Raw genomic sequence first — 19,074 nt, 5'->3', positions numbered from 1 at the left:
GATAAATCCGCTGAGAGTGTTTGTCCTTTGTCACCTTGACGAAAAAGTCTTCTTTTTCTTGTGCAACTCTCCCTTGCTGAAAGATAGCGTTTTCATTTAAACTATGAGTAACAAATCAAAAAGAAAAGAGTGACGTATCAAATGGTGGAAATGGCGCTTAGAAATGTGTATAAAAAATATGACAATGCAGAACATTATTCTGTTACAGATTTTAACTTAGAAATTACAGACCGTGAATTTATCGTCTTTGTCGGACCTTCTGGTTGCGGTAAATCAACAACATTGCGAATGATTGCTGGCTTAGAAGATATTACTGAAGGTGAATTATCAATTGGGGACAAAGTCATGAATGACGTTGCACCGAAAGATCGTGATATTGCCATGGTTTTCCAAAACTATGCGCTTTATCCGCATATGACTGTTTTTGATAACATGGCTTTTGGTTTAAAACTAAGAAAATATGATAAAGCTGAAATTAAAAAACGGGTGGAAAATGCTGCGGATATTCTGGGCTTAACAGAGTACTTACAACGTAAACCTGCGGCGCTTTCTGGTGGACAACGCCAACGTGTTGCACTTGGCCGGGCAATTGTCCGTGATGCCAAAGTCTTTTTAATGGATGAACCTTTATCAAACTTGGATGCAAAATTACGTGTAGCCATGCGTGCTGAAATCGCTAAACTACACCAACGTTTAGAAACTACGACAATTTATGTGACACATGACCAAACCGAAGCGATGACCATGGCTGATCGAATCGTAATTATGAAAGATGGCTTTATTCAACAAATTGGTTCACCAAAAGAAGTTTACAATACACCAAAAAATATGTTCGTAGCTGGGTTCATCGGCTCACCTGCCATGAATTTCTTCAAAGTTACCTTAAACAATGGGGTTATTTCTAACCAACATGGCTTAAAACTAGCAATTCCTGAAGGAAGAAACAAAGAGCTTGTTGAACATGGTTATGAAGGCAAAGAATTAATTTTCGGTATTCGTCCAGAAGATATTCATAGCGAACAAGTGGCTTTAACGGCAATGAAAGATGCGGTGATTAAATCTGAAGTCGTTGTTTCTGAATTATTAGGGGCTGAATCCATGCTTTATACAAAAATTGGTGATACAGAGTTTATCTCAAAAGTAGATGCTCGTGACTTCCACCATCCTGGTGAAATGATTGACTTAGCTTTTGATATTAACAAAGGACATTTCTTCGACCCTCAAACAGAAGAAGTCATTAAATAAAAAAATCTCGAGGCATCCGTCGCAATGACGGATGCCTCGATTGTTTCTCTTTATGCTAATTTAACCTTCTTCTTTATCACTTTGGGTTGTTTTGCTTCTGTAAAAGTTGGAATATCTACATGTTTACTTAAGGTACTTGCTAAAAAGTAGGCAATACTGAAATCCACCAAACTATGAATTAATCCACCAACGCCCATCAAAAGAAAAATAGAATACATGAAGCCGGCTGTATAATAGGTTCCTGGCAAGTTGCCCATTGTGTAAAATACAGAAACAACCACTAGCTCGGCAGCGGAATGAATCACTCCAATTCCCACGTTAAACAACTGTAATTTCCCATTTAATAAAGTGAATTTCCCCTCTTTATTGATTAAAATTTCTGGATGCTTTTGTAAAATCACTGCGCCAATGACTGCAAAAATCAAATGAGATAAGGCCCGCAAAGCAATAATCGGTGTTGCGGATAAGAAAAAACCAAAACCTGTTCCTAGACTAACCGCAATTGCCACCACTGGAGAAATAAACATGGCAATAAAAACTGGGACGTGACTTGCTAATGTAAAACTGGCTGGACCAATGGTAATTCTTGGCATAACCATTGGAATGATAATCCCCATTGCAATTAAAAGTGCTGAAATTGTTAAACGTTTTACTGAGTTTGTTTTCATTAAAACTGCCTCCTGAAGGTGTCATGACACCTTTTGTTTTTCTCAAGTGTAGCTGAACAGTCGCAATGTGTCAAGACACATAAAAGAACTTTCTGTTATTTCTCATAAATAACAGAAAGTTCTTTTTTATACTGGTTTATTTTTTTCTAAAGCATTACTTAGACGAGCGAATTCTTCTAAAGACAATGTTTCACCACGTCTAGAAGGATCAATTTCTGCTTCAGCTAGGCTCTCTTTTAGCCAAGCTACCGTTTGTTCATCTTTCCCATAAAAATGCGTTAAGTTATTCCACAATGTTTTACGTCTTAATTGGAAACTGGCTTTGGTTAATTTGAAAAATTCTTTTTCATTGGTCACTGTCACCGCTGGTGTAGCACGACGCGTCAATTTAATAATCGCCGAGTCAACATTGGGTTGCGGCACAAAAACTGTTTTTGGCACAATAAAGGCGACACTTGCTTCCATAAAATATTGGACAGCAATTGATAATGAGCCATAAGCTTTCGTTCCTGGTTTAGCAGCAATTCGATCAGCGACCTCTTTTTGCATCATCACAACCATTTCGGCTACATCTAAAGAAGATTCTAAAAAATGCATCATAATTGGCGTAGTAATATAGTAAGGTAGGTTAGCTACCACTTTAATCGGATACTTCTCTTGAAAAACTTGGTTGGTTGTCTCGACCAAATCAGCTTTTAAAACATCCTGATGAACCACTGTCACATTATCATAGCGACTTAAGGTATCCGCTAAGACAGGAATCAAGCGATCATCAATCTCAAAAGCCACAACTTGTGCCGCGTTCATCGCTAATTGCTCTGTTAATGCACCAATTCCAGGCCCGACTTCGACAACATTTGTCTGCTGATTAATTCCCGCTGTTTCTACAATTTTTCTTAAAATATTAGGCTCTGTCAAAAAATTTTGACCTAAACTCTTTTTAAATGAAAATCCATGTTTTTTTAGTATTTCTTTGGTTCTGGATGGTGTGGCAATTTCTTTATAGTCCGTCACGCTTGTTCCTCCATGTAGTTATTCTTCGTTTGCAAGTTCTTTTAAAATACGTGTCATGCTTTCTTTCAATTCTGCTTCTGTAATCCGAAACATGCTTAACCGTTTGACTAACTGTTTGCTATTTGTATAGCCAATTCTTAGGTCATCTCCTAATAATTCACGGTATTTTTTGGCATTTGCTCCCGCTATTAAACCATATTCAACTAGTGTTTGTCTAGGAATTTCTTGATAGTCTTCATCAGCTTGAACAGGTGTTACGACTTTTTTTAATGCTTCAATAATTGCTTCATCACTAGCATGTTCAACCCCTAGGCTACCACCATTTTTTTTAGGCACTGCAACTTTTCTTGATAAAAAAGCATGCTTTGCATCAGGAACGACTTCCATTATTGTTTTACGAATTTTTTCGCCCGAATAGTCTGGATCTGTAAAAATAATCACGCCTCTCGTTTCTTGTGCGTGTTCAATTTGTGTCAAAATTTCATCATTGATAGCAGAGCCAATCGTTTCAATCGTATCCGCTGCAACTACCTCTTGGATGCGGCGTGTGTCGTCTTTTCCTTCAACGACAATGATTTCTGCAACTTTCATTTTTTCCTTCATTTATCTATCCGAAACAAGCGATGAGCGTTGACTCTCGTTTGTTCTGCCACTTCTTCAAAGGTTAGTTGTCGTAATTCAGCAATTTTTTCCACTACGTATCGTGTATAGCCTGGTTCATTCCGTTTACCACGATAAGGAACGGGAGCTAAATAGGGTGCATCTGTTTCCACCAACATTCGTTCAAGTGGTACCGCCATCGCCGCTTCTTGAACATCCAACGCCTTTTTAAACGTTACGACTCCACTAAAAGAAATATGCAAACCTAAATCTAAAAATTTCTTCATCCACTCGGCATCACCACTGAAACTATGCATGATTCCACCAATATCTGAAATTTTTTCATCTTTTAAAATTCGATAGGTATCTTCTAATGCCTCTCTCGTATGCACACTAAACGGTAAATTCATTTCCCTAGCAATCGCAATTTGGCGGCGAAAGACTTTTTCTTGCACCTCTTTAGGATCCTCCATCCAGTAATAATCAAGACCGATTTCACCTAATGCGACAATTTTTGGCAACGTTAATTGTTCTTGTAATCGTCGTTCAACCTCTGGCGTATAGCTACCCGCTTCTGTTGGATGCCAACCAATGATACTATAAATATTGGCATATTCCTGACTAAGTAAAAGAGATTTTTCAATCGTTGGTTCATCAAAACCGACCACGGCCATCTCTGTAACACCCAATTCTTGGGCATGTGCAATCGTTTCTGGAATATCATCATTAAATTGTTCTGCATTCAAATGTGTATGTGTATCAAAAATCATTATGATTGCCTCCTTTATCTCCTCTCTACTTTATCATATTTCTTGAAAAATCTGAATGACTAGGCGACAAGATTCGCCATTTCCTCATAAACAGCGCTTGCATTTATGTTAAAAGTAACGTATACTATTCAGTCATGTTATTAAAAGGAGGAATCTCCATGACCGATGAAAAAATTTATGAACAACAGCATTTAACAACGGTTTATCATGAGCTGCAAGCGGCTAAAAAAGTTTACGAAGAGCAATTGGCGAACACAATGAAAGATGGCAAACATATGCTAGAAGAATTTGGTCGCGATTCTAAGCTGAATTTTGATAGTTATGCCGATAATCTAGAAACGTTTGCCATGTTGGAAATGAAGAACCGTGAAATTGATCAATGGAACTTAAAAAATGAAGCAACGGCTAAAAATTTAGACAAAGTGAAACGCCTATTACAAGTTCCTTATTTTGGCAAAATTGGCGTGACTTTTGAAGACAGCCCTGAAGAGCCAGAAAATTTTTATATTGGCGTAAACGATTTTACTTCTTTAGAAGAAGAAACGCGCATTCACGATTGGCGCTCACCGATTGCTTCGTTATTTTATGACAATGTTTTAGGGAAAACAGCCTACATGGCACATCAACAAACCATTCCTGTACAACTTGATTTGAAAAGACAGTTAATTATTGAAAAAGATCAATTAATCAACTATTTTGACATAACCATTGCGATTCAAGATGATGTGTTATTGCATTCTTTAGAAGAAGATGCTTCTCCTTACATGAAGGACATTACGACAACCATTCAACAAGAACAAAATCAAATAATTCGTGACGAAACGCAGCCACTCCTACTAGTCAACGGGATTGCTGGTAGTGGGAAAACGTCTGCGATTATGCAACGGATTGCTTATTTACTTTATCAACATCGAGCAGAAATTACAGCGGATAATATTTTATTACTTTCACCAAATTCAACATTTATTGATTATATTTCTCAAGTTTTACCGAATTTAGGCGAACGAAATCCCTTGAATTTGACTCTTTTACAATTTTTGCGCTTCACTACCAAAGAAGCATGGCCAATGGAAGAAGAAACGGACTATTTCGAACGCATTACTCGCTCTGAGGTAACGGAGCAAGAGCACGTTATTCGTTCAAAAGAATTTGCAACGTTTCTTTTAAGCAATCCTGAAAAAGCAGTTGTGCAGCCACATTTTTTCCGTCCTTTAACTTTTAAAAAGCAGACCTTATTTACTTCAGAAACAATTTTTAAACTTTATCAAGAAACACCAGCTGACTTGAGTATTCGCCAACGAATTTCAGCCACAAAAGAAAAATTAACCAGTCTTTGGACACGGTACTTATTAAAACAAGCCCATTCTAAAAAAATGTTGGATCAATTCCAAGATTTAACAGAAGCTGAACAAGTTCGTTATTTTGGCACAGTGATTACCGAAGATAATGAAAAACATCTGGCTGATTTTGCTTTAAAACGTTTGAAGAAAAAATATCGCTCTATTACTGCCGCTATTAAAAATGATGCTTGGCTAGATCAATGGGCCTTTTTTGAAACGTTTTATTCTTTATTCACTGGAAAATCGTATCAAAAAGAGACAGCTGTTTTCACAGCCGATGAAATTGTGGCCCTTATTTTGGTGAAACATGCATTTATTGAAAACCTCGCCAACCAGCAAATGGCTTTTATCCTAGTCGATGAAGTCCAAGATTATACAGAAGCCCAATTATTATTACTGCTGACACTTTTCCCTAAAGCTAGTTTTACTTTAGCTGGTGATGAAAATCAAGCCATTTTTAATACAGCCATTGAATTTTCTGAAGCCCATGATCTATTGGTTAACGAAACCAGCCGTTCTGTTGGAACGTATCAATTATTAAACAGTTACCGTTCAAGTAAAGAAATTACACGACTCTTCCAAACATTAGGCACTCAACCAGAGCAATTAACCATTGTGCCCATCCGGCATGATGGAGAAAAGCCGACATTTATTCCTTGTGACTCTGCGTCTGACTATCTTAAAGCAATCGTCACTTCCATTGCAACTTTTGATCCGAAAGAAAGCACCGCCATCATTACTAAAACTTTTGCAGAAAAAGAACAATTAACAAAAGAACTCAGTGCTTCTCTTTCATTGGAAGAGCATCCGTCACTGCAAGTTTTATCAATTGATATGGCAAAAGGTCTAGAATTTGATAATGTAATTCTTCATAACCCAAATGTTAATCGTTATTCCGACAATAAACGAGATAAAAAAATCCTGTATACTGCTATTTCTCGTGGAATGAAACGGGTCGTTTTACCTTATACCGGCACACTTTCTGAATGGTTTACACCTTACTTGGCATCCCAGTAACTGAGACTTAAGGCGGATTTTATTTTTAGAAAAACCACTTATAATAGACGAGTAGGCACTGCTTTTTAATTAGCAGACCTACTCGTTTGTTGTCTCTTAAGTTGAGAGGAGCGTGATAAGGTGCAACAATCACCTGATTTAGAAAATTTTTTAAAAACCTCTATCCAAAAAAATGTAACTATTGAGCGAAAACAACAAAACCAAACCATTTGGCACTGGCTACTGCTTATTTTATTTGGCTTACTAACTTTTGGCTCACTGACACAGCAGTTACTCCTAATTGGCTTGTTTACACTTATTGCCGCTATTGTTAAAGGTCCCTTAATGCTCGTCTGGGGAACCATCTATTCGGCGTTAGTGGCTTTGTTTCCACCTTTTGCTTTAGTCCTATCTTTACTTTTTTTTATAATTAATTTAGGCACCGTTATGAAAAGTTGGCGTATTACTTTAACAAGTGCTTACTTTTATCTAATTCCTTTAGGTTTTAGTCTCTTGAAAACGACCGACTGGGTATCAACGCCTTATTTCCTGACAGGCTTGGCTTTGTTAAGTATTTTAGGACTGCATTTTATATTAGAGTGGCTCTATAAAAATAATAGCTTAGGTCGTTTACTCACGTGGCAAATTATTAGTGTCCCTTTTTCACTCTTACTGATCATTTTACCAAGTCGCCTAACGAAAGGCCGTTTTGGTAAAAAACGAATACCTAAAAAAGTGAAACTCTAAAATAGAAAAGCCTAGGAAAAATCGCAAATGATTTTTCTAGGCTTTTCTTCGATTCTTTTAATTTAAAAATTCGTTGATTTTTGATTTTAGGACGTCGATAATATTATTTACTTCTATATCGCCACTTTCTATTTTTTTCCACAAAACAAAGCCCCAAATAATTATATTTATCGTAACTAAAGCACCAATAATACGTTTATTCCTAGCAGATGTATAGGCCTTTCTCCATTTTGGATCATTTTTACGTCTTTTTAAAAATTCATAAGTATGATAAGCCATCAAACTTCCCCCACATCAAATCACTTTTCTTCTAGTATACAAAAAAAGTAGTAAAGATAAAAGGTTACAATTCACCTTTTATCTTTACTACTTATGCTTTTATGCGATTCCTGCACCATTTGGCATTTCTTTTGGTGCTTCAACAATTTGAAGTTTCCCTTCTGGTGATTCAGCTGAAAGAATCATTCCTTGGCTAATTTGACCACGCATTTTTCTTGGTTTTAAGTTAGCCACAATAACTACTTTTTTGCCAATTAGCGCAGCTGGATCTGGATAAAATTCAGCAATACCTGAAAGAATTTGACGATGGTTTTCATCTCCAGCATCTAAACGGAATTGCAATAATTTATCTGCTCCTTTGACTTTTTTGCAGTCAATAACTTCGGCAACTTTTAATTCCACTTTATCGAAATCATCGTACTTAATTTGTTTTTCTTTCGTTGAAACTAACGTTGTTTCTTCTGGATTCCATTTAATATCCTCTTCTGTAGCACTTTCGCTTTGGGACATTTTCTTTTGAATATACGTTACTTCTGTTTCAATTTCTAAACGTGGGAAAATAGGTGTTCCTTTACTTGTTACTGTTACGTCTGTTGGGAACTCACCAAAATGAATATTTTCCATGTTCATTGTTTCTGGATCTAAGCCCAATTGTTCGAAAATTTTCCCTGGTGTTTCTGTCATGACTGGTTGCAATAAGATTGCCACAATTCGTAAGCTTTCCGCTAAATGGATCATGACACTTTCTAATTCGTTGCGTTTCTCTTCTTCTTTAGCCAATACCCAAGGCGCTGTTTCATCAATATATTTATTTGCACGAGAAACTAGCGTCCAGATTTCTGCAATGGCCGTATTAAATTCCATTTTTTCCATTGCTTCATGATATTTTCCAATAACATTCGCCGCAGTTGTCGATAGTTCACTATCAAATGGGGTAACTTTTGAAGCATAGGCTGGTACTTTGCCATCACAATATTTATTAATCATCGCAATTGTTCGATTCAACAAGTTTCCTAAGTCATTAGCTAAATCATAATTTAAGCGAGAAACGAAATCTTCTGGCGTAAAGACGCCATCACTACCAAATGGAATTGCTCGTAATAAATAGTAACGTAACGCATCTAGACCGTAGCGTTCTACTAACATTTCAGGGTAAACAACATTTCCTTTAGATTTAGACATTTTTCCGTCTTTCATCAATAACCAACCATGTCCAAAGACTTTTTTCGGTAATGGTAAATCCAAGGCCATTAACATAATTGGCCAATAAATAGTATGGAAACGCACGATTTCTTTCCCAACCATTTGCACGTTCGCAGGCCAATATTTTTGGAATAATGAATCATCTTCTGAGCCATAACCTAGTGCTGTAATATAGTTTGATAACGCATCAATCCATACGTAAACCACATGTTTTGGATCATTTTTCAATGGAATTCCCCAAGAGAAAGTCGTTCTTGAAACGGCTAAATCTTCTAATCCTGGTTTAATGAAGTTATTTAGCATCTCATTTTTACGAGATTCTGGTTGAATAAATTCTGGATGTTCTTCGTAATATTGTACCAAGCGATCCGCATATTTACTCATGCGGAAGAAATAGGATTCTTCTTTAACTAATTCGACTTCGTGACCACTTGGTGCTTTCCCACCAATGACATTGCCTTCATCGTCACGATATACTTCAGCTAATTGTGTTTCAGTGAAAAATTCTTCATCAGAAACTGAATACCAACCTTCATATTCTCCAAGGTAGATATCTCCTTGTTCTACTAAACGATCAAAAATTTGTTGCACGGCTGCCATGTGATAATCATCCGTTGTCCGAATAAATTTATCATAGCTGATATCTAATGTTTTCCATAATTTTTGAACATCTGCTGCCATTTTATCAACGTACTCTTTTGGTGTCACATTCAACTCAGCAGCTTTTTTTTCAATTTTTTGGCCATGTTCATCCACACCTGTTAAATAAAATACATCAAAACCCATTAAACGCTTGTAACGGGCCATTGCATCGCAGGCGATTGTTGTATATGAATTCCCAATATGTAACTTCCCACTTGGGTAATAAATTGGGGTGGTAATATAAAATGTTTCTTTCTGTGACATACAGAAAAAACCTCCTTTAGTCATTTTCCTAAACCCTCAGGATTTACTCCTAAACAGTATACCATAATTAGACATTATTAAACTATATTTCTTGTCGGTTTTCTCTTGAAAATGAAGAAAATGCCAGAAAGAAAAGAGAGAAACACCTGTCTATTTGACAAGTATTCCTCTCTTTTTTCGTTCACTTTTATTCTTTTGTCTCGAAACGAACGATACTATGGTGTCGTCCATAAAAGAAATAAATAGCCAAACCAATCACTACGGCTATGCCAAATACTTGCCAAGTAGCTAAAGACAATTGGAACATCAAAGCCGCGCAAACCACGATTGAAATTAATGGTAGAACCGGCACAAGTGGTACTTTAAATTCACCTGCTTGCGGTTCTCCTTTCATTGTTCGTAATTTGATAATTCCTAAAGCGAGAAACATCAGATAAAAGAGTGTCACGATATTTGTAAGTTCAGCCAACATCTCCATTGGAACAACACCAGCAAAAACCATTGCTAAAAATCCAGCTACATAGGTTGCATTCTTAGGTGTGTGCCGCTTCTCATCGATTTTGCTCATAAACTTCGGCAATAATCCATCTTTACTAATCGCATAAATCACACGGGCTAAACTGTACATCATCGCAATCGTCACTGTTAATAAGGTTAAAATAGCACCAACTGAAATGATTGTCGCAATTGCGCCATGATTAATGAAGCGCATCGCAAAAGCCACCGGATCCTTGACCCCTAAATCCGTAAATGGAACAATCCCAGTTAAAACTAACGTAACAACAATATATAACAATGTTGAAATAATAATGGAACCAATAATCCCTTTTGGAATATCTTTTTTCGGATTCTTCACTTCCTCCGCGGCCATGCTAACCGCATCAAACCCTAGAAAGGCAAAGAAAACTAAGGCAGCACCACTGAAAACGCCTGAAAAACCATAAGGAATAAATGGTTGCCAGTTCGTTGGTTTCACATAAAAGATCCCAACGAGAACAAATAATAAAATAATCCCAAACTTCACGAAAACCATTAAGTTATTTAAACGTAACGCTGTTTTCGCTTCTAAAGATACCCAAAAAGTTACGGCTACAACGACCAACATGGCAATCAAATCAATATATGTACCATTTGTTGGATTATAAGCGCCACTTAACGCTTGCGGCAAAGAAAAACCTAAGCTATCCAAAAAGCCATGGACATAGCCTGACCAACCTGAAGCAACGGATGAAACCGCCAAGAAAAACTCACAAATAATCATCCAACCAGTCATCCAAGCCACAATTTCTCCAAAGACCACATACATGTAGGCATACGGCCCACCAATGACCGGAATACGTGATGCAAATTCTGCATAGCATAAACCAGATAAAATAATCGCGGCTGCTGCTACCAGAAATGATAAGACGAGCCCTGGACCTGCATAGCGTTCCGCTGCGACACCTGTCACAACAAAAATCCCTGTTCCTACTACAGCCCCAATTCCTAGAAAAATTAAGTCCATCGTCTTAAGATTTTTTTTCATCCCACCACTGTCATTGACAGGCACAGTGATTTCTTTTTTTCTGAAAATAGACATGTGTTTACCCCCGTAAAAAAAATAAGCGTAAATAAACTATTTACGCTTTCATATACCCTAAAAGAATACCACCTAGAATAACAAAAATGCAACCAAAAATAACATAAAACATTTCTTTTTTTGATTTTCTTTCGCCTAAAAGGAAGATGCCCCCAAGAGTCGAAATAATAATCCCCATTTGTGATAAAGAGAAGCTAATAGCTAAGCCAATTTCACGCATGGTTAATAACATACAAATATTTCCTAAGCCCCAAAGCAGACCCGTCGTCATATTCATCCAAACAAAACGATCAACTTTGACTTTTTTGAAGGCAAAGAAACTAGCCCCCACTAACATACCAATACTTTGTGGCAAAATAATTCCCCACGGATCCAAACCAGTGGCATTAATAATGATGGTATAGACACCATACCCAACTGTTGAGAAAATCAAGGCCCGAATCCCTTTATTAAAATCTAACATACTGTTTGAGGTTTTCGGTTGACTGTCATCATCTTGTCGAGCTGTTAAATACACCCCAAAAACTAAAAAGGCTAAAGCGATAAAGCCTACAACAAAGTCTTTTGTTTTTGTCCATTCATGGAAAAAAACAGCCCCTGCAACGGTATTAACAACTAACTGCATCCCAGTTGAAATTGGTAAGCCAACTGAAACGCCCATATATTTCATGCTATGAAATTGTTGATTCTGTCCCAAACTCCAGAATAAACCAGATATAAATCCAACAATTAATGTGGCTGTCGTCAACGTAGGCTGGATAACAAAAAAGACAACAATTGAAAATAGTAATGCGCCGATTGTCATACCTAACGTTTGTTGATTGGCGCTTCCACCAATTTTACCGCTGACTAAACCAATACTGCCCCACGCAATCATGGGCACTAAAGCGATAAGTAAACTCATAATATTCTCCTAACAAATTTATTTCATTTCATTCTAACAATAAAAACGTTTTCTAAACAACTAAGAAGAGTAAGAGAAGTTAGCAAGAAAGTTTTAATAAATAAAAAAAGGCCTATCACCTCTTTAATTTGCTGATAGACCTACTTTTTATTTCACTTCATTATAATAACTGAGGGAAGGGAAAAACAATGTCATCGTCGTACCTTGCCCTTCTGTCGATTCGACTGTTAAATCATGACCTAACTTTTTCGCTAAGCTATGGGCCAAATACAGGCCAAGACCAGTCGAATGCTGTTCACTTTTCCGCCCGTTTTCTCCAGTAAATCCTTTATCAAAAATGCGTCGTTGATCTTGCATCGGAATGCCAATCCCAGAATCTTTTAAAGATAAATAAATACCTTGTTTATTTTTGGAAATTAGAACCGTAATTGTGCCGCCTTCTGGCGTATACTTGACTGCATTACTTAATAATTGGCGGAAAATAAAAATGACCCATTTTCGGTCGGTTAAAACCGCTTCATCTTCTCCTTCAATTGAGAATTGCAATCTTTTTTGGATAAAATAATTTGCCTGCGTACGAACAACAGATTGCACAATTTCTTTTAAAGAATATTCTTGGAGTAAATAATCTCGAGAAAAGCTGTCCAGTCTAGCATAATATAGGACTTGCTCGACATATTCATCAATTTTCCCTAACTCATTTTCCAATAGATAATATTTTTTCTCTGGAATATCATCTTCGACAGATTGTACCAGTAAAGTGATAGCCGCTAGGGGGACTTTGATTTCATGAACCCAAGAGTCAATGTAATCTTTTTGGTCCTGTTGGTTGTTAATTGCTTGCTGCATGGTTTGTTGGTGCTCTTGCAATAAACCGTTAATATACGTTTGGACAAGTAGCTCTTCTTCTTTTTCTGCTGTATTCAAATATTCTTGTAAAGAAGGCGGCTCTTTTTCCGTTGCCAACGAAAGCCACCACTTACGTTTTAAATAATAATCAATTGTTAAAAATAGCGATAAAAACACACTTTGCAGTAAAAAGATATAGCCAACCACTGTCCAATCTAAGCGGACATTAGGAGCCAACCATAAAATAAAACAAGTTAAGAACAGAAAAAATAACCAACCAATTAGTAATAACCAGCGATCTTTTAAATACTTTAGAATGGTCATTGTCTACTCCTATCTAGGGCACCATATAACCGACGCCCACTTTGGTTTCAATATAGCCAGCAATCCCTGCTTGCTCAATTTTTTTTCGTAAACGATTGATATTTACCGTCAACGTATTGTCATCCACAAAACGTTCATCGTCCCATAAAGCGCGCAATAGTTTTTCACGTGTTAAAATTTTTCCGTGCTTTTTCATTAAAAGATACAGTAATCGGTATTCATTTTTACTTAAATCGATCATTTCGCCTTTGATTTCCATTCGTCCATTGTCCACATTTAAAGTAATGCCATTATGTGAAAGCACTTCACTATCTGTATCGGAATAGTTATAAGAGCGGCGCAACAAAGCATTGATTTTAGCAATTAAAACATCTATCTGGAACGGTTTTGTAACAAAATCATCCGCGCCCATGTTCATCGCCATAATCATATCCATATTGGTACTACGACTCGAAATAAAAATAATTGGTACTTTAGAAACTTCACGAATTTTTTGACACCAATAGTACCCGTCGTACACAGGTAAATTAATATCCATCAAGACTAATTGAGGATTCTCCTCTTGAAAATCATCCAATACATCATTAAAATCGGTTGTTCCAATCGTTTCAAATTGCCATTTTTGTAATTCCTCGCTAATTAACTCTCGAATGGTTGTTTCATCTTCGACAATCATGATTTTAGCCATGCAATCCCACCTCTTTTATTTCTAAATTTTCATCTTTCTTATCCTAACAAACTTCATTCTTTTTGGATATAGGACTTTATGATGATTTTTACACTATTTCAAAAATAGGCGCTAATAATTCCCATTCTGATAACATGATGAATTTACCAACAAAAGCAAAAATACCATCTAATAATAACACAGACATATTAATTCCTAATACAATAGAAGCTTTTTCGACAATTGGCATGGACTTTTTATTTTTCAAAATAAGATATAAAACAAAGTTCGTTCCATAAGTAAAAACTGTTAACAACACAATTAACTCAATCATTTTACCACTTCCTATTTTGGACTTTTCATTTTTCCTTCAATAATTTACTACTCTTAATTATAGCATAATCTTATAAAAAAATCGGCAGAGTCCTAACCCTTAAGATAAACAACAAAATAGAAGCAGCCTCTTTGGAACTCGCAAGAATCGAGCTTTTTTTAAGAGTTGAAGGTCTTGATCCTTAAAAGACAAGTCCTTCAACTCTAGTATGTTCCATGTATTGGAATTGATACCAACGTACCAAAGTGTAGTGGATCAGACAACCTCAGTTTTTCTAATGATTATATTTGTCATACACTTCTTTTAACTGGTTTAAATCTATTTTTTTCATTTGGTACAATTTTTTGGTCACTTCATTTGCTCTAGCTGGATTTGAGTCAGATAAATAACGTTTCAGTTCAGGATTGCCTGTTTGCCAACTGACTCCAAATTGATCTTCCATCCAGCCACACGGCCATTCTTTCCCTTTAGCAGTCACTTGTTGCCATAGTCGATCTATTTCCTCCTGATTTTCACAATCAATATAAATGGAGAAAGCCATGGTAAAATCAAAGTCATGTTTATCTCGTGCATCCATTACTCGAAACGGTTGCTCCTGTAATGTGAAAAGTGCTTGCGCAATGTTCCCATCTTCATATTCAACTTTTTCAATTATTTCGCCTGGACCGAAAATCGCCAACCATTCTGATAGAGCTTTGGCTGCTTCGCCATATTTTTCATTAGCAAACATAAAGGTTGGTACAATTGTTTGTTCTTTTCCTGAAAAAGACACTTGCCAAGAGACACCAAATTTGTCCACTACCCAACCATATAAAGGACTAAAAGGATATTCCCCAAAAGGCATCAAAATCTGTCCGTCTGCTGTTAAATTTTTCCACAACGTTTCTGTTTGTGATAACGTTTTACATTCAACAAAAAATGAACTAGCTGGTGTAAAGGAAAATTCTGGTCCGCCATTTAAACCAATGATTGTTTGGTTCGCCAAGGTAAATTCAATGGTCATTAATGATGTTCCTTGAGGTTGATGCTCCTCATTAACGTAGTTCGTTTTACTTAGAATCGCACCTTTTTCAAAGATTGTTGTATAGAAGTTAGCAGCTTCTTCCGCTTGTGTGTCAAACCATAAACATGGTGAAAATTTAGGCATTGTGGTTCCCTCCTTCGTTTTCTTTAGTGTAGTCAAAGATTGATAAATAAACAAAGAGAACGTTTTAGTATTTATTCATTTCCGTCTGATAGAATCGATAAATTGCTTGTTTTACTTCTTGAAGCAAGGAGGATTTTAAATGTCCCCGTGTCAAAAAATAAAAGGAACGCCAATACTTTTCGCCTAACGTTTGGAAAGGAATTTTTTCAGTAATCGCCTTTCTTGAAAGCAACGATTGCCCCATGCCCAATTCCAACATTTTAACAATCATTTCATTATTTTTAACCGTCATGAGTGTTGGGCTTTGATTACTTTCTTCTAAATACTGTTGGGTATAATGAAAGACCCCAGAATCCTTTTCACGTACCAACCAATTCTGATTGGCAGGGTCCCCAGCTAAAACCAATTGATCCTGAATAATTTCTTCACGAGAGGCGCCTTTCGTAATTAATGGTTTTTCGATAAAGCCAAAATCAACTTGATGTTTTTCAACTTTTTCTACTACTTCTTCTGAATTGTTCATTTCTAAAACAAAATTGATCGTTGCATACTGTGTCTGTAAATGCTGCATCAGTTGCGGCAAATAATAAACTGCAAAAGTATTAGACGCAGCAATTCGGCAAGTTTCTTTAGGTAATCTCGCCTGATGAAGAGCTGTTAATGTTTCTTGCCAATCATCAGCTAAATTTAGCAAACGATTATACAAGACTTCCGCTTGCCTAGTAGGGACTACATCTTGTCGACCATTTCTTAAAAACAATGAACAGCCTAATTCTTCTTCTAATTGTTTGATTTGATTAGAAACGGCTGGTTGTGATATATATAGGCAGGTAGCTGCTTTGGAAAAGTTCATTTGCTCATACACAATTTGAAAAGTCTTTAATAATTTAAACATAGGTATCCTTTCGATAACTTTCTATTATAAATATTATTTTAACTATTTATTTCTCAAATGTAAAAAATTTCGTTATACTGGAAGTAATGAACAAGAAAGAGAGATTTTTTCAATGAAAAATTCAGAAAATGATTATATCCAATCTTTATTACAAATTCTTCCCGGCTTGCTAACAGCTTTCCTTGTCGCCTGCCTTAGCAAGTTTTTTGCCATCTGGTTACCTAGCTTAGGCGCCGCAACGATAGCTATTTTACTAGGAATCTTTTTGGGAAATACCTTTGTTCGCGGTGCCAATTTAAATCGCGGAACCAAAGTAGCCGAAAGTAAATTACTAGAATTTTCTGTTGTTTTATTGGGAACCACCGTGACCTTTCAAACGATTGCCCAAATTGGCTTACAAGGTGTCGCATTTATTCTCATTCAAATGTCGCTGACCATTATTTTTGCCTATTTGATCGGTAAAAAACTGGCTTTTTCTGATAATATGTCTTTATTGATGGCTGGTGGTAATGCTGTTTGTGGGTCTTCTGCTATTGCTTCGATTGCTCCAGCAATTCAAGCAGATGAGGAAGAAAAAGGCCAAATCATTACTTTAGTAAACTTATTAGGAACCGTTTTAATGTTGACCTTACCCATTTTAAGTGGGATTCTCTATGGTACCAATTTGTTAGCTCGTAGCGCACTAATCGGAGGGACTTTACAATCAGTTGGTCAGGTTGTCGCCAGTGCCAATATGGTCAATGAGAACGCAGTTCAACTTGCGATGCTCTTTAAAATTATGCGAATTGTCCTACTCGTAGCAGTTGTCTATTTATTTGGACGTTTCAAGCAAAGTAAGACGGCAGAATCAGAAGCTGAGTTGGTAGAAGTCACCAAAAAAAGCAGTGCCCTACCTTGGTATGTAGTTGGCTTTTTCATTGCCTGTGTCTTTAATAGTTTGATTCATTTCCCCGTTGTGATCAGTGAGACTGCTCATTTCTTTAGTTCTTGGTTTGAAATTACTGCCTTGGCAGCAATCGGGTTACGACTCGATTTTAAAAAGTTTTTCCAAGAAGGTAAACGTTTCTTAATCTATGGTTTATCAGTAGGAACTGTTCAAGTCGTCCTAGCCATTTTGTTGTTGGCACTGTTACAGTTCTAATGAGGTCGGGACAGAAGCGTTTAACTCCGAGAAATAAGAAGGAATTTCCGAAAATTGTTCTGTAATTTTTGGAGACCAAGTAGGTATTGTTCATCATCGAAACACTACGTTCTTCGTGATTCTCAACAATTTCGGCTTATTTCCGAAGGAGTTGCTTTTGTTCCCGCCGTTTATCAGTTTTTGAGCGTGGAGCAAAAATCCAAAGTGATTTTTGTCCCACGCTCATTTCAGCTTATTCATGCTATTATGAATAAGGTTTTATTAACTTAAAGGAGTTTTTCGATGTTATTTAGTATTAAAAAAAGCGAATGGTTAGGCAATGAACAAAATGATCTCTTTGCCGGTCTCGTTTCTTCTGTCGCCATTTTACCAGAAGTAATCGGGTTTGCAATTATTGCTGGTGTTCACCCGCTTTCTGCAGTGTTTGCTTCAGCTGTTACTTTACTTGTGATTACTTTTACGGGCGGCCGTCCGGCAATGGTTTCGGCGTCTGCTGGCTCAATGGCCTTAGTCCTTGCAGGCTTAATTCAAGCACATGGTTTGTCATACATGCTTGCTGCGACTATTTTAACAGGCTTTCTACAATTTATTTTAGGTTATTTAGGTATCCATAAATTAATGCGCTTTATTCCCAAGACAGTGATGTACGGATTCGTCAATGCGTTAGCCATTTTAATTTTCATGGCGCAAGTACAACAATTGCCTCATCAAACACTGTGGTCCTACGGCATGATTATCTGTAGTATCTTACTTATTTATCTATTACCTAAGTTTATTACAATCGTGCCTCCTGCTTTAATTGTTATTTTATTCATGACTATCCTGTCCTATTTTTTAAAAGGTCATTTGCAAACGGTAGGTGATCTTGGTGAAATGAGTCAGTTTCATCCAGCGATCCGTTGGCCTAATGTACCCGTCAACTTAGAAACGTTGTGGATTATTTTACCTAGTTCTGTTGCCTTAGCAATGGTCGGGTTAATTGAATCTTTATTGACGATCCCCATTGTGGACAAAATGACAACGAGCCAAAGTGATAGCCAACGAGAAGTTAAGGCGCAAGGATTCGCTAATATAATTACCGGCTTTTTTGGTGGCCAAGCTGGCTGTGCGATGATCGGGCAAGCGGTCATTAATGTTAAATCAGGGGGACGAAAACGGCTTTCTACTTTGATTTCAGGTATTACCCTCCTTCTATTCATTTTTGTTTTTAAATCCGTGATGGTAGCCATTCCTACAGCTGCATTGATTGGGATCATGATGACAGTGGCAGTCGACACCTTTGATTGGGAAAGTTTACAGCTTTTCCGAACTTTTGAAATTACTGAAATTGTTATTTTACTCGTGACAGTGGGTGTGATCGTCTATACGCATAATTTAGCGATTGGAATTATTCTAGGTGTTCTTTTAAGTGGTCTTCTTTATCATTTTTTCAAAAAAGAACCAAAAAAAAGTTGCTAGCTTTAGCA

The 19,074-nt window shown here is 36.8% G+C and carries 18 protein-coding genes; 5 read left to right on the top strand and 13 right to left on the bottom strand.

The window, feature by feature from the left end:
- Positions 1–141 precede the first annotated feature (141 nt).
- Positions 142–1,245 (top strand): ABC transporter ATP-binding protein, encoded by a 1,104-nt coding sequence (locus IGM13_RS04055; protein ID WP_002355822.1) that lies wholly within the window; start codon positions 142–144, stop codon positions 1,243–1,245.
- 50 nt (positions 1,246–1,295) lie between these two features.
- On the opposite strand, the gene IGM13_RS04050 is transcribed toward IGM13_RS04055, so the two are convergent.
- The 4 genes from IGM13_RS04050 to IGM13_RS04035 form a co-directional block, all read right to left on the bottom strand.
- Positions 1,296–1,913 (bottom strand): hypothetical protein, encoded by a 618-nt coding sequence (locus IGM13_RS04050; protein WP_002355821.1) that lies wholly within the window; start codon positions 1,911–1,913, stop codon positions 1,296–1,298.
- Positions 1,914–2,039: 126 nt separating this feature from the next.
- Positions 2,040–2,927 (bottom strand): 16S rRNA (adenine(1518)-N(6)/adenine(1519)-N(6))-dimethyltransferase RsmA, encoded by an 888-nt coding sequence (rsmA, locus tag IGM13_RS04045; RefSeq protein WP_002358849.1) that lies wholly within the window; start codon positions 2,925–2,927, stop codon positions 2,040–2,042.
- 18 nt (positions 2,928–2,945) lie between these two features.
- Positions 2,946–3,530 (bottom strand): ribonuclease M5, encoded by a 585-nt coding sequence (rnmV, locus tag IGM13_RS04040; RefSeq protein WP_002358848.1) that lies wholly within the window; start codon positions 3,528–3,530, stop codon positions 2,946–2,948.
- Positions 3,527–4,297 (bottom strand): TatD family hydrolase, encoded by a 771-nt coding sequence (locus IGM13_RS04035; protein ID WP_002358846.1) that lies wholly within the window; start codon positions 4,295–4,297, stop codon positions 3,527–3,529. The genes rnmV and IGM13_RS04035 overlap by 4 nt, the downstream gene beginning before the upstream one ends.
- Before the next feature lie 134 nt (positions 4,298–4,431).
- Between IGM13_RS04035 and IGM13_RS04030 the strand changes: the two genes are divergently transcribed.
- Together IGM13_RS04030 and IGM13_RS04025 are read left to right on the top strand one after the other, a co-directional pair.
- Positions 4,432–6,654: a HelD family protein gene (locus IGM13_RS04030; RefSeq protein WP_002419363.1), complete on the top strand. Its 2,223-nt coding sequence runs from the start codon at positions 4,432–4,434 to the stop codon at positions 6,652–6,654.
- 120 nt (positions 6,655–6,774) lie between these two features.
- Positions 6,775–7,380: a hypothetical protein gene (locus tag IGM13_RS04025; RefSeq protein WP_002419364.1), complete on the top strand. Its 606-nt coding sequence runs from the start codon at positions 6,775–6,777 to the stop codon at positions 7,378–7,380.
- Between the two features lie 57 nt (positions 7,381–7,437).
- Here IGM13_RS04025 and IGM13_RS04020 read toward each other — a convergent pair whose 3' ends face one another.
- The 9 genes from IGM13_RS04020 to IGM13_RS03980 form a co-directional block, all read right to left on the bottom strand.
- Positions 7,438–7,659 (bottom strand): hypothetical protein, encoded by a 222-nt coding sequence (locus IGM13_RS04020; RefSeq protein WP_002366304.1) that lies wholly within the window; start codon positions 7,657–7,659, stop codon positions 7,438–7,440.
- Positions 7,660–7,758: 99 nt separating this feature from the next.
- A complete protein-coding gene (gene metG, locus IGM13_RS04015; RefSeq protein WP_002355813.1) occupies positions 7,759–9,768 on the bottom strand; it encodes a methionine--tRNA ligase in 2,010 nt (669 codons plus the stop codon).
- A gap of 187 nt (positions 9,769–9,955) precedes the next feature.
- Positions 9,956–11,347, bottom strand: a complete 1,392-nt coding sequence (locus IGM13_RS04010; protein WP_002383357.1) for an amino acid permease — start codon at positions 11,345–11,347, stop codon at positions 9,956–9,958.
- Between the two features lie 40 nt (positions 11,348–11,387).
- Positions 11,388–12,251, bottom strand: coding sequence for a GRP family sugar transporter (locus IGM13_RS04005; protein WP_002355811.1), 864 nt, complete (start codon positions 12,249–12,251; stop codon positions 11,388–11,390).
- Between the two features lie 147 nt (positions 12,252–12,398).
- On the bottom strand, positions 12,399–13,424 hold the full coding sequence (gene sapS / locus IGM13_RS04000; RefSeq protein WP_002358842.1) for a two-component system sensor histidine kinase SapS: 1,026 nt from the start codon (positions 13,422–13,424) through the stop codon (positions 12,399–12,401).
- Positions 13,425–13,437: 13 nt separating this feature from the next.
- Entirely contained in the window at positions 13,438–14,112 is a 675-nt protein-coding gene (gene sapR / locus IGM13_RS03995) for a two-component system response regulator SapR (RefSeq protein WP_002355809.1), read from the bottom strand.
- A gap of 88 nt (positions 14,113–14,200) precedes the next feature.
- Entirely contained in the window at positions 14,201–14,425 is a 225-nt protein-coding gene (locus IGM13_RS03990) for a hypothetical protein (RefSeq protein ID WP_002355808.1), read from the bottom strand.
- A 274-nt stretch (positions 14,426–14,699) separates the two neighbouring features.
- Positions 14,700–15,572: a VOC family protein gene (locus IGM13_RS03985; RefSeq protein ID WP_002355807.1), complete on the bottom strand. Its 873-nt coding sequence runs from the start codon at positions 15,570–15,572 to the stop codon at positions 14,700–14,702.
- Between the two features lie 64 nt (positions 15,573–15,636).
- Entirely contained in the window at positions 15,637–16,467 is an 831-nt protein-coding gene (locus tag IGM13_RS03980) for a LysR family transcriptional regulator (protein WP_002358839.1), read from the bottom strand.
- 112 nt (positions 16,468–16,579) lie between these two features.
- On the opposite strand from IGM13_RS03980, the gene IGM13_RS03975 reads away from it, so the two are divergent.
- Together IGM13_RS03975 and IGM13_RS03970 are read left to right on the top strand one after the other, a co-directional pair.
- Positions 16,580–17,608: a YeiH family protein gene (locus IGM13_RS03975; protein ID WP_002383354.1), complete on the top strand. Its 1,029-nt coding sequence runs from the start codon at positions 16,580–16,582 to the stop codon at positions 17,606–17,608.
- Between the two features lie 282 nt (positions 17,609–17,890).
- Positions 17,891–19,066, top strand: coding sequence for a SulP family inorganic anion transporter (locus IGM13_RS03970; protein WP_002419366.1), 1,176 nt, complete (start codon positions 17,891–17,893; stop codon positions 19,064–19,066).
- The last annotated feature ends 8 nt before the right edge of the window (positions 19,067–19,074 follow it).

The sequence above is a fragment of the Enterococcus sp. DIV0561 genome (genome assembly GCF_050539875.1).
In the GTDB taxonomy this organism is placed as follows: Bacteria; Bacillota; Bacilli; order Lactobacillales; family Enterococcaceae; genus Enterococcus; species Enterococcus faecalis.
The sequence above is the reverse complement of the archived record's forward strand: the minus strand, read 5'-3'. Positions and strand labels throughout refer to the sequence as shown.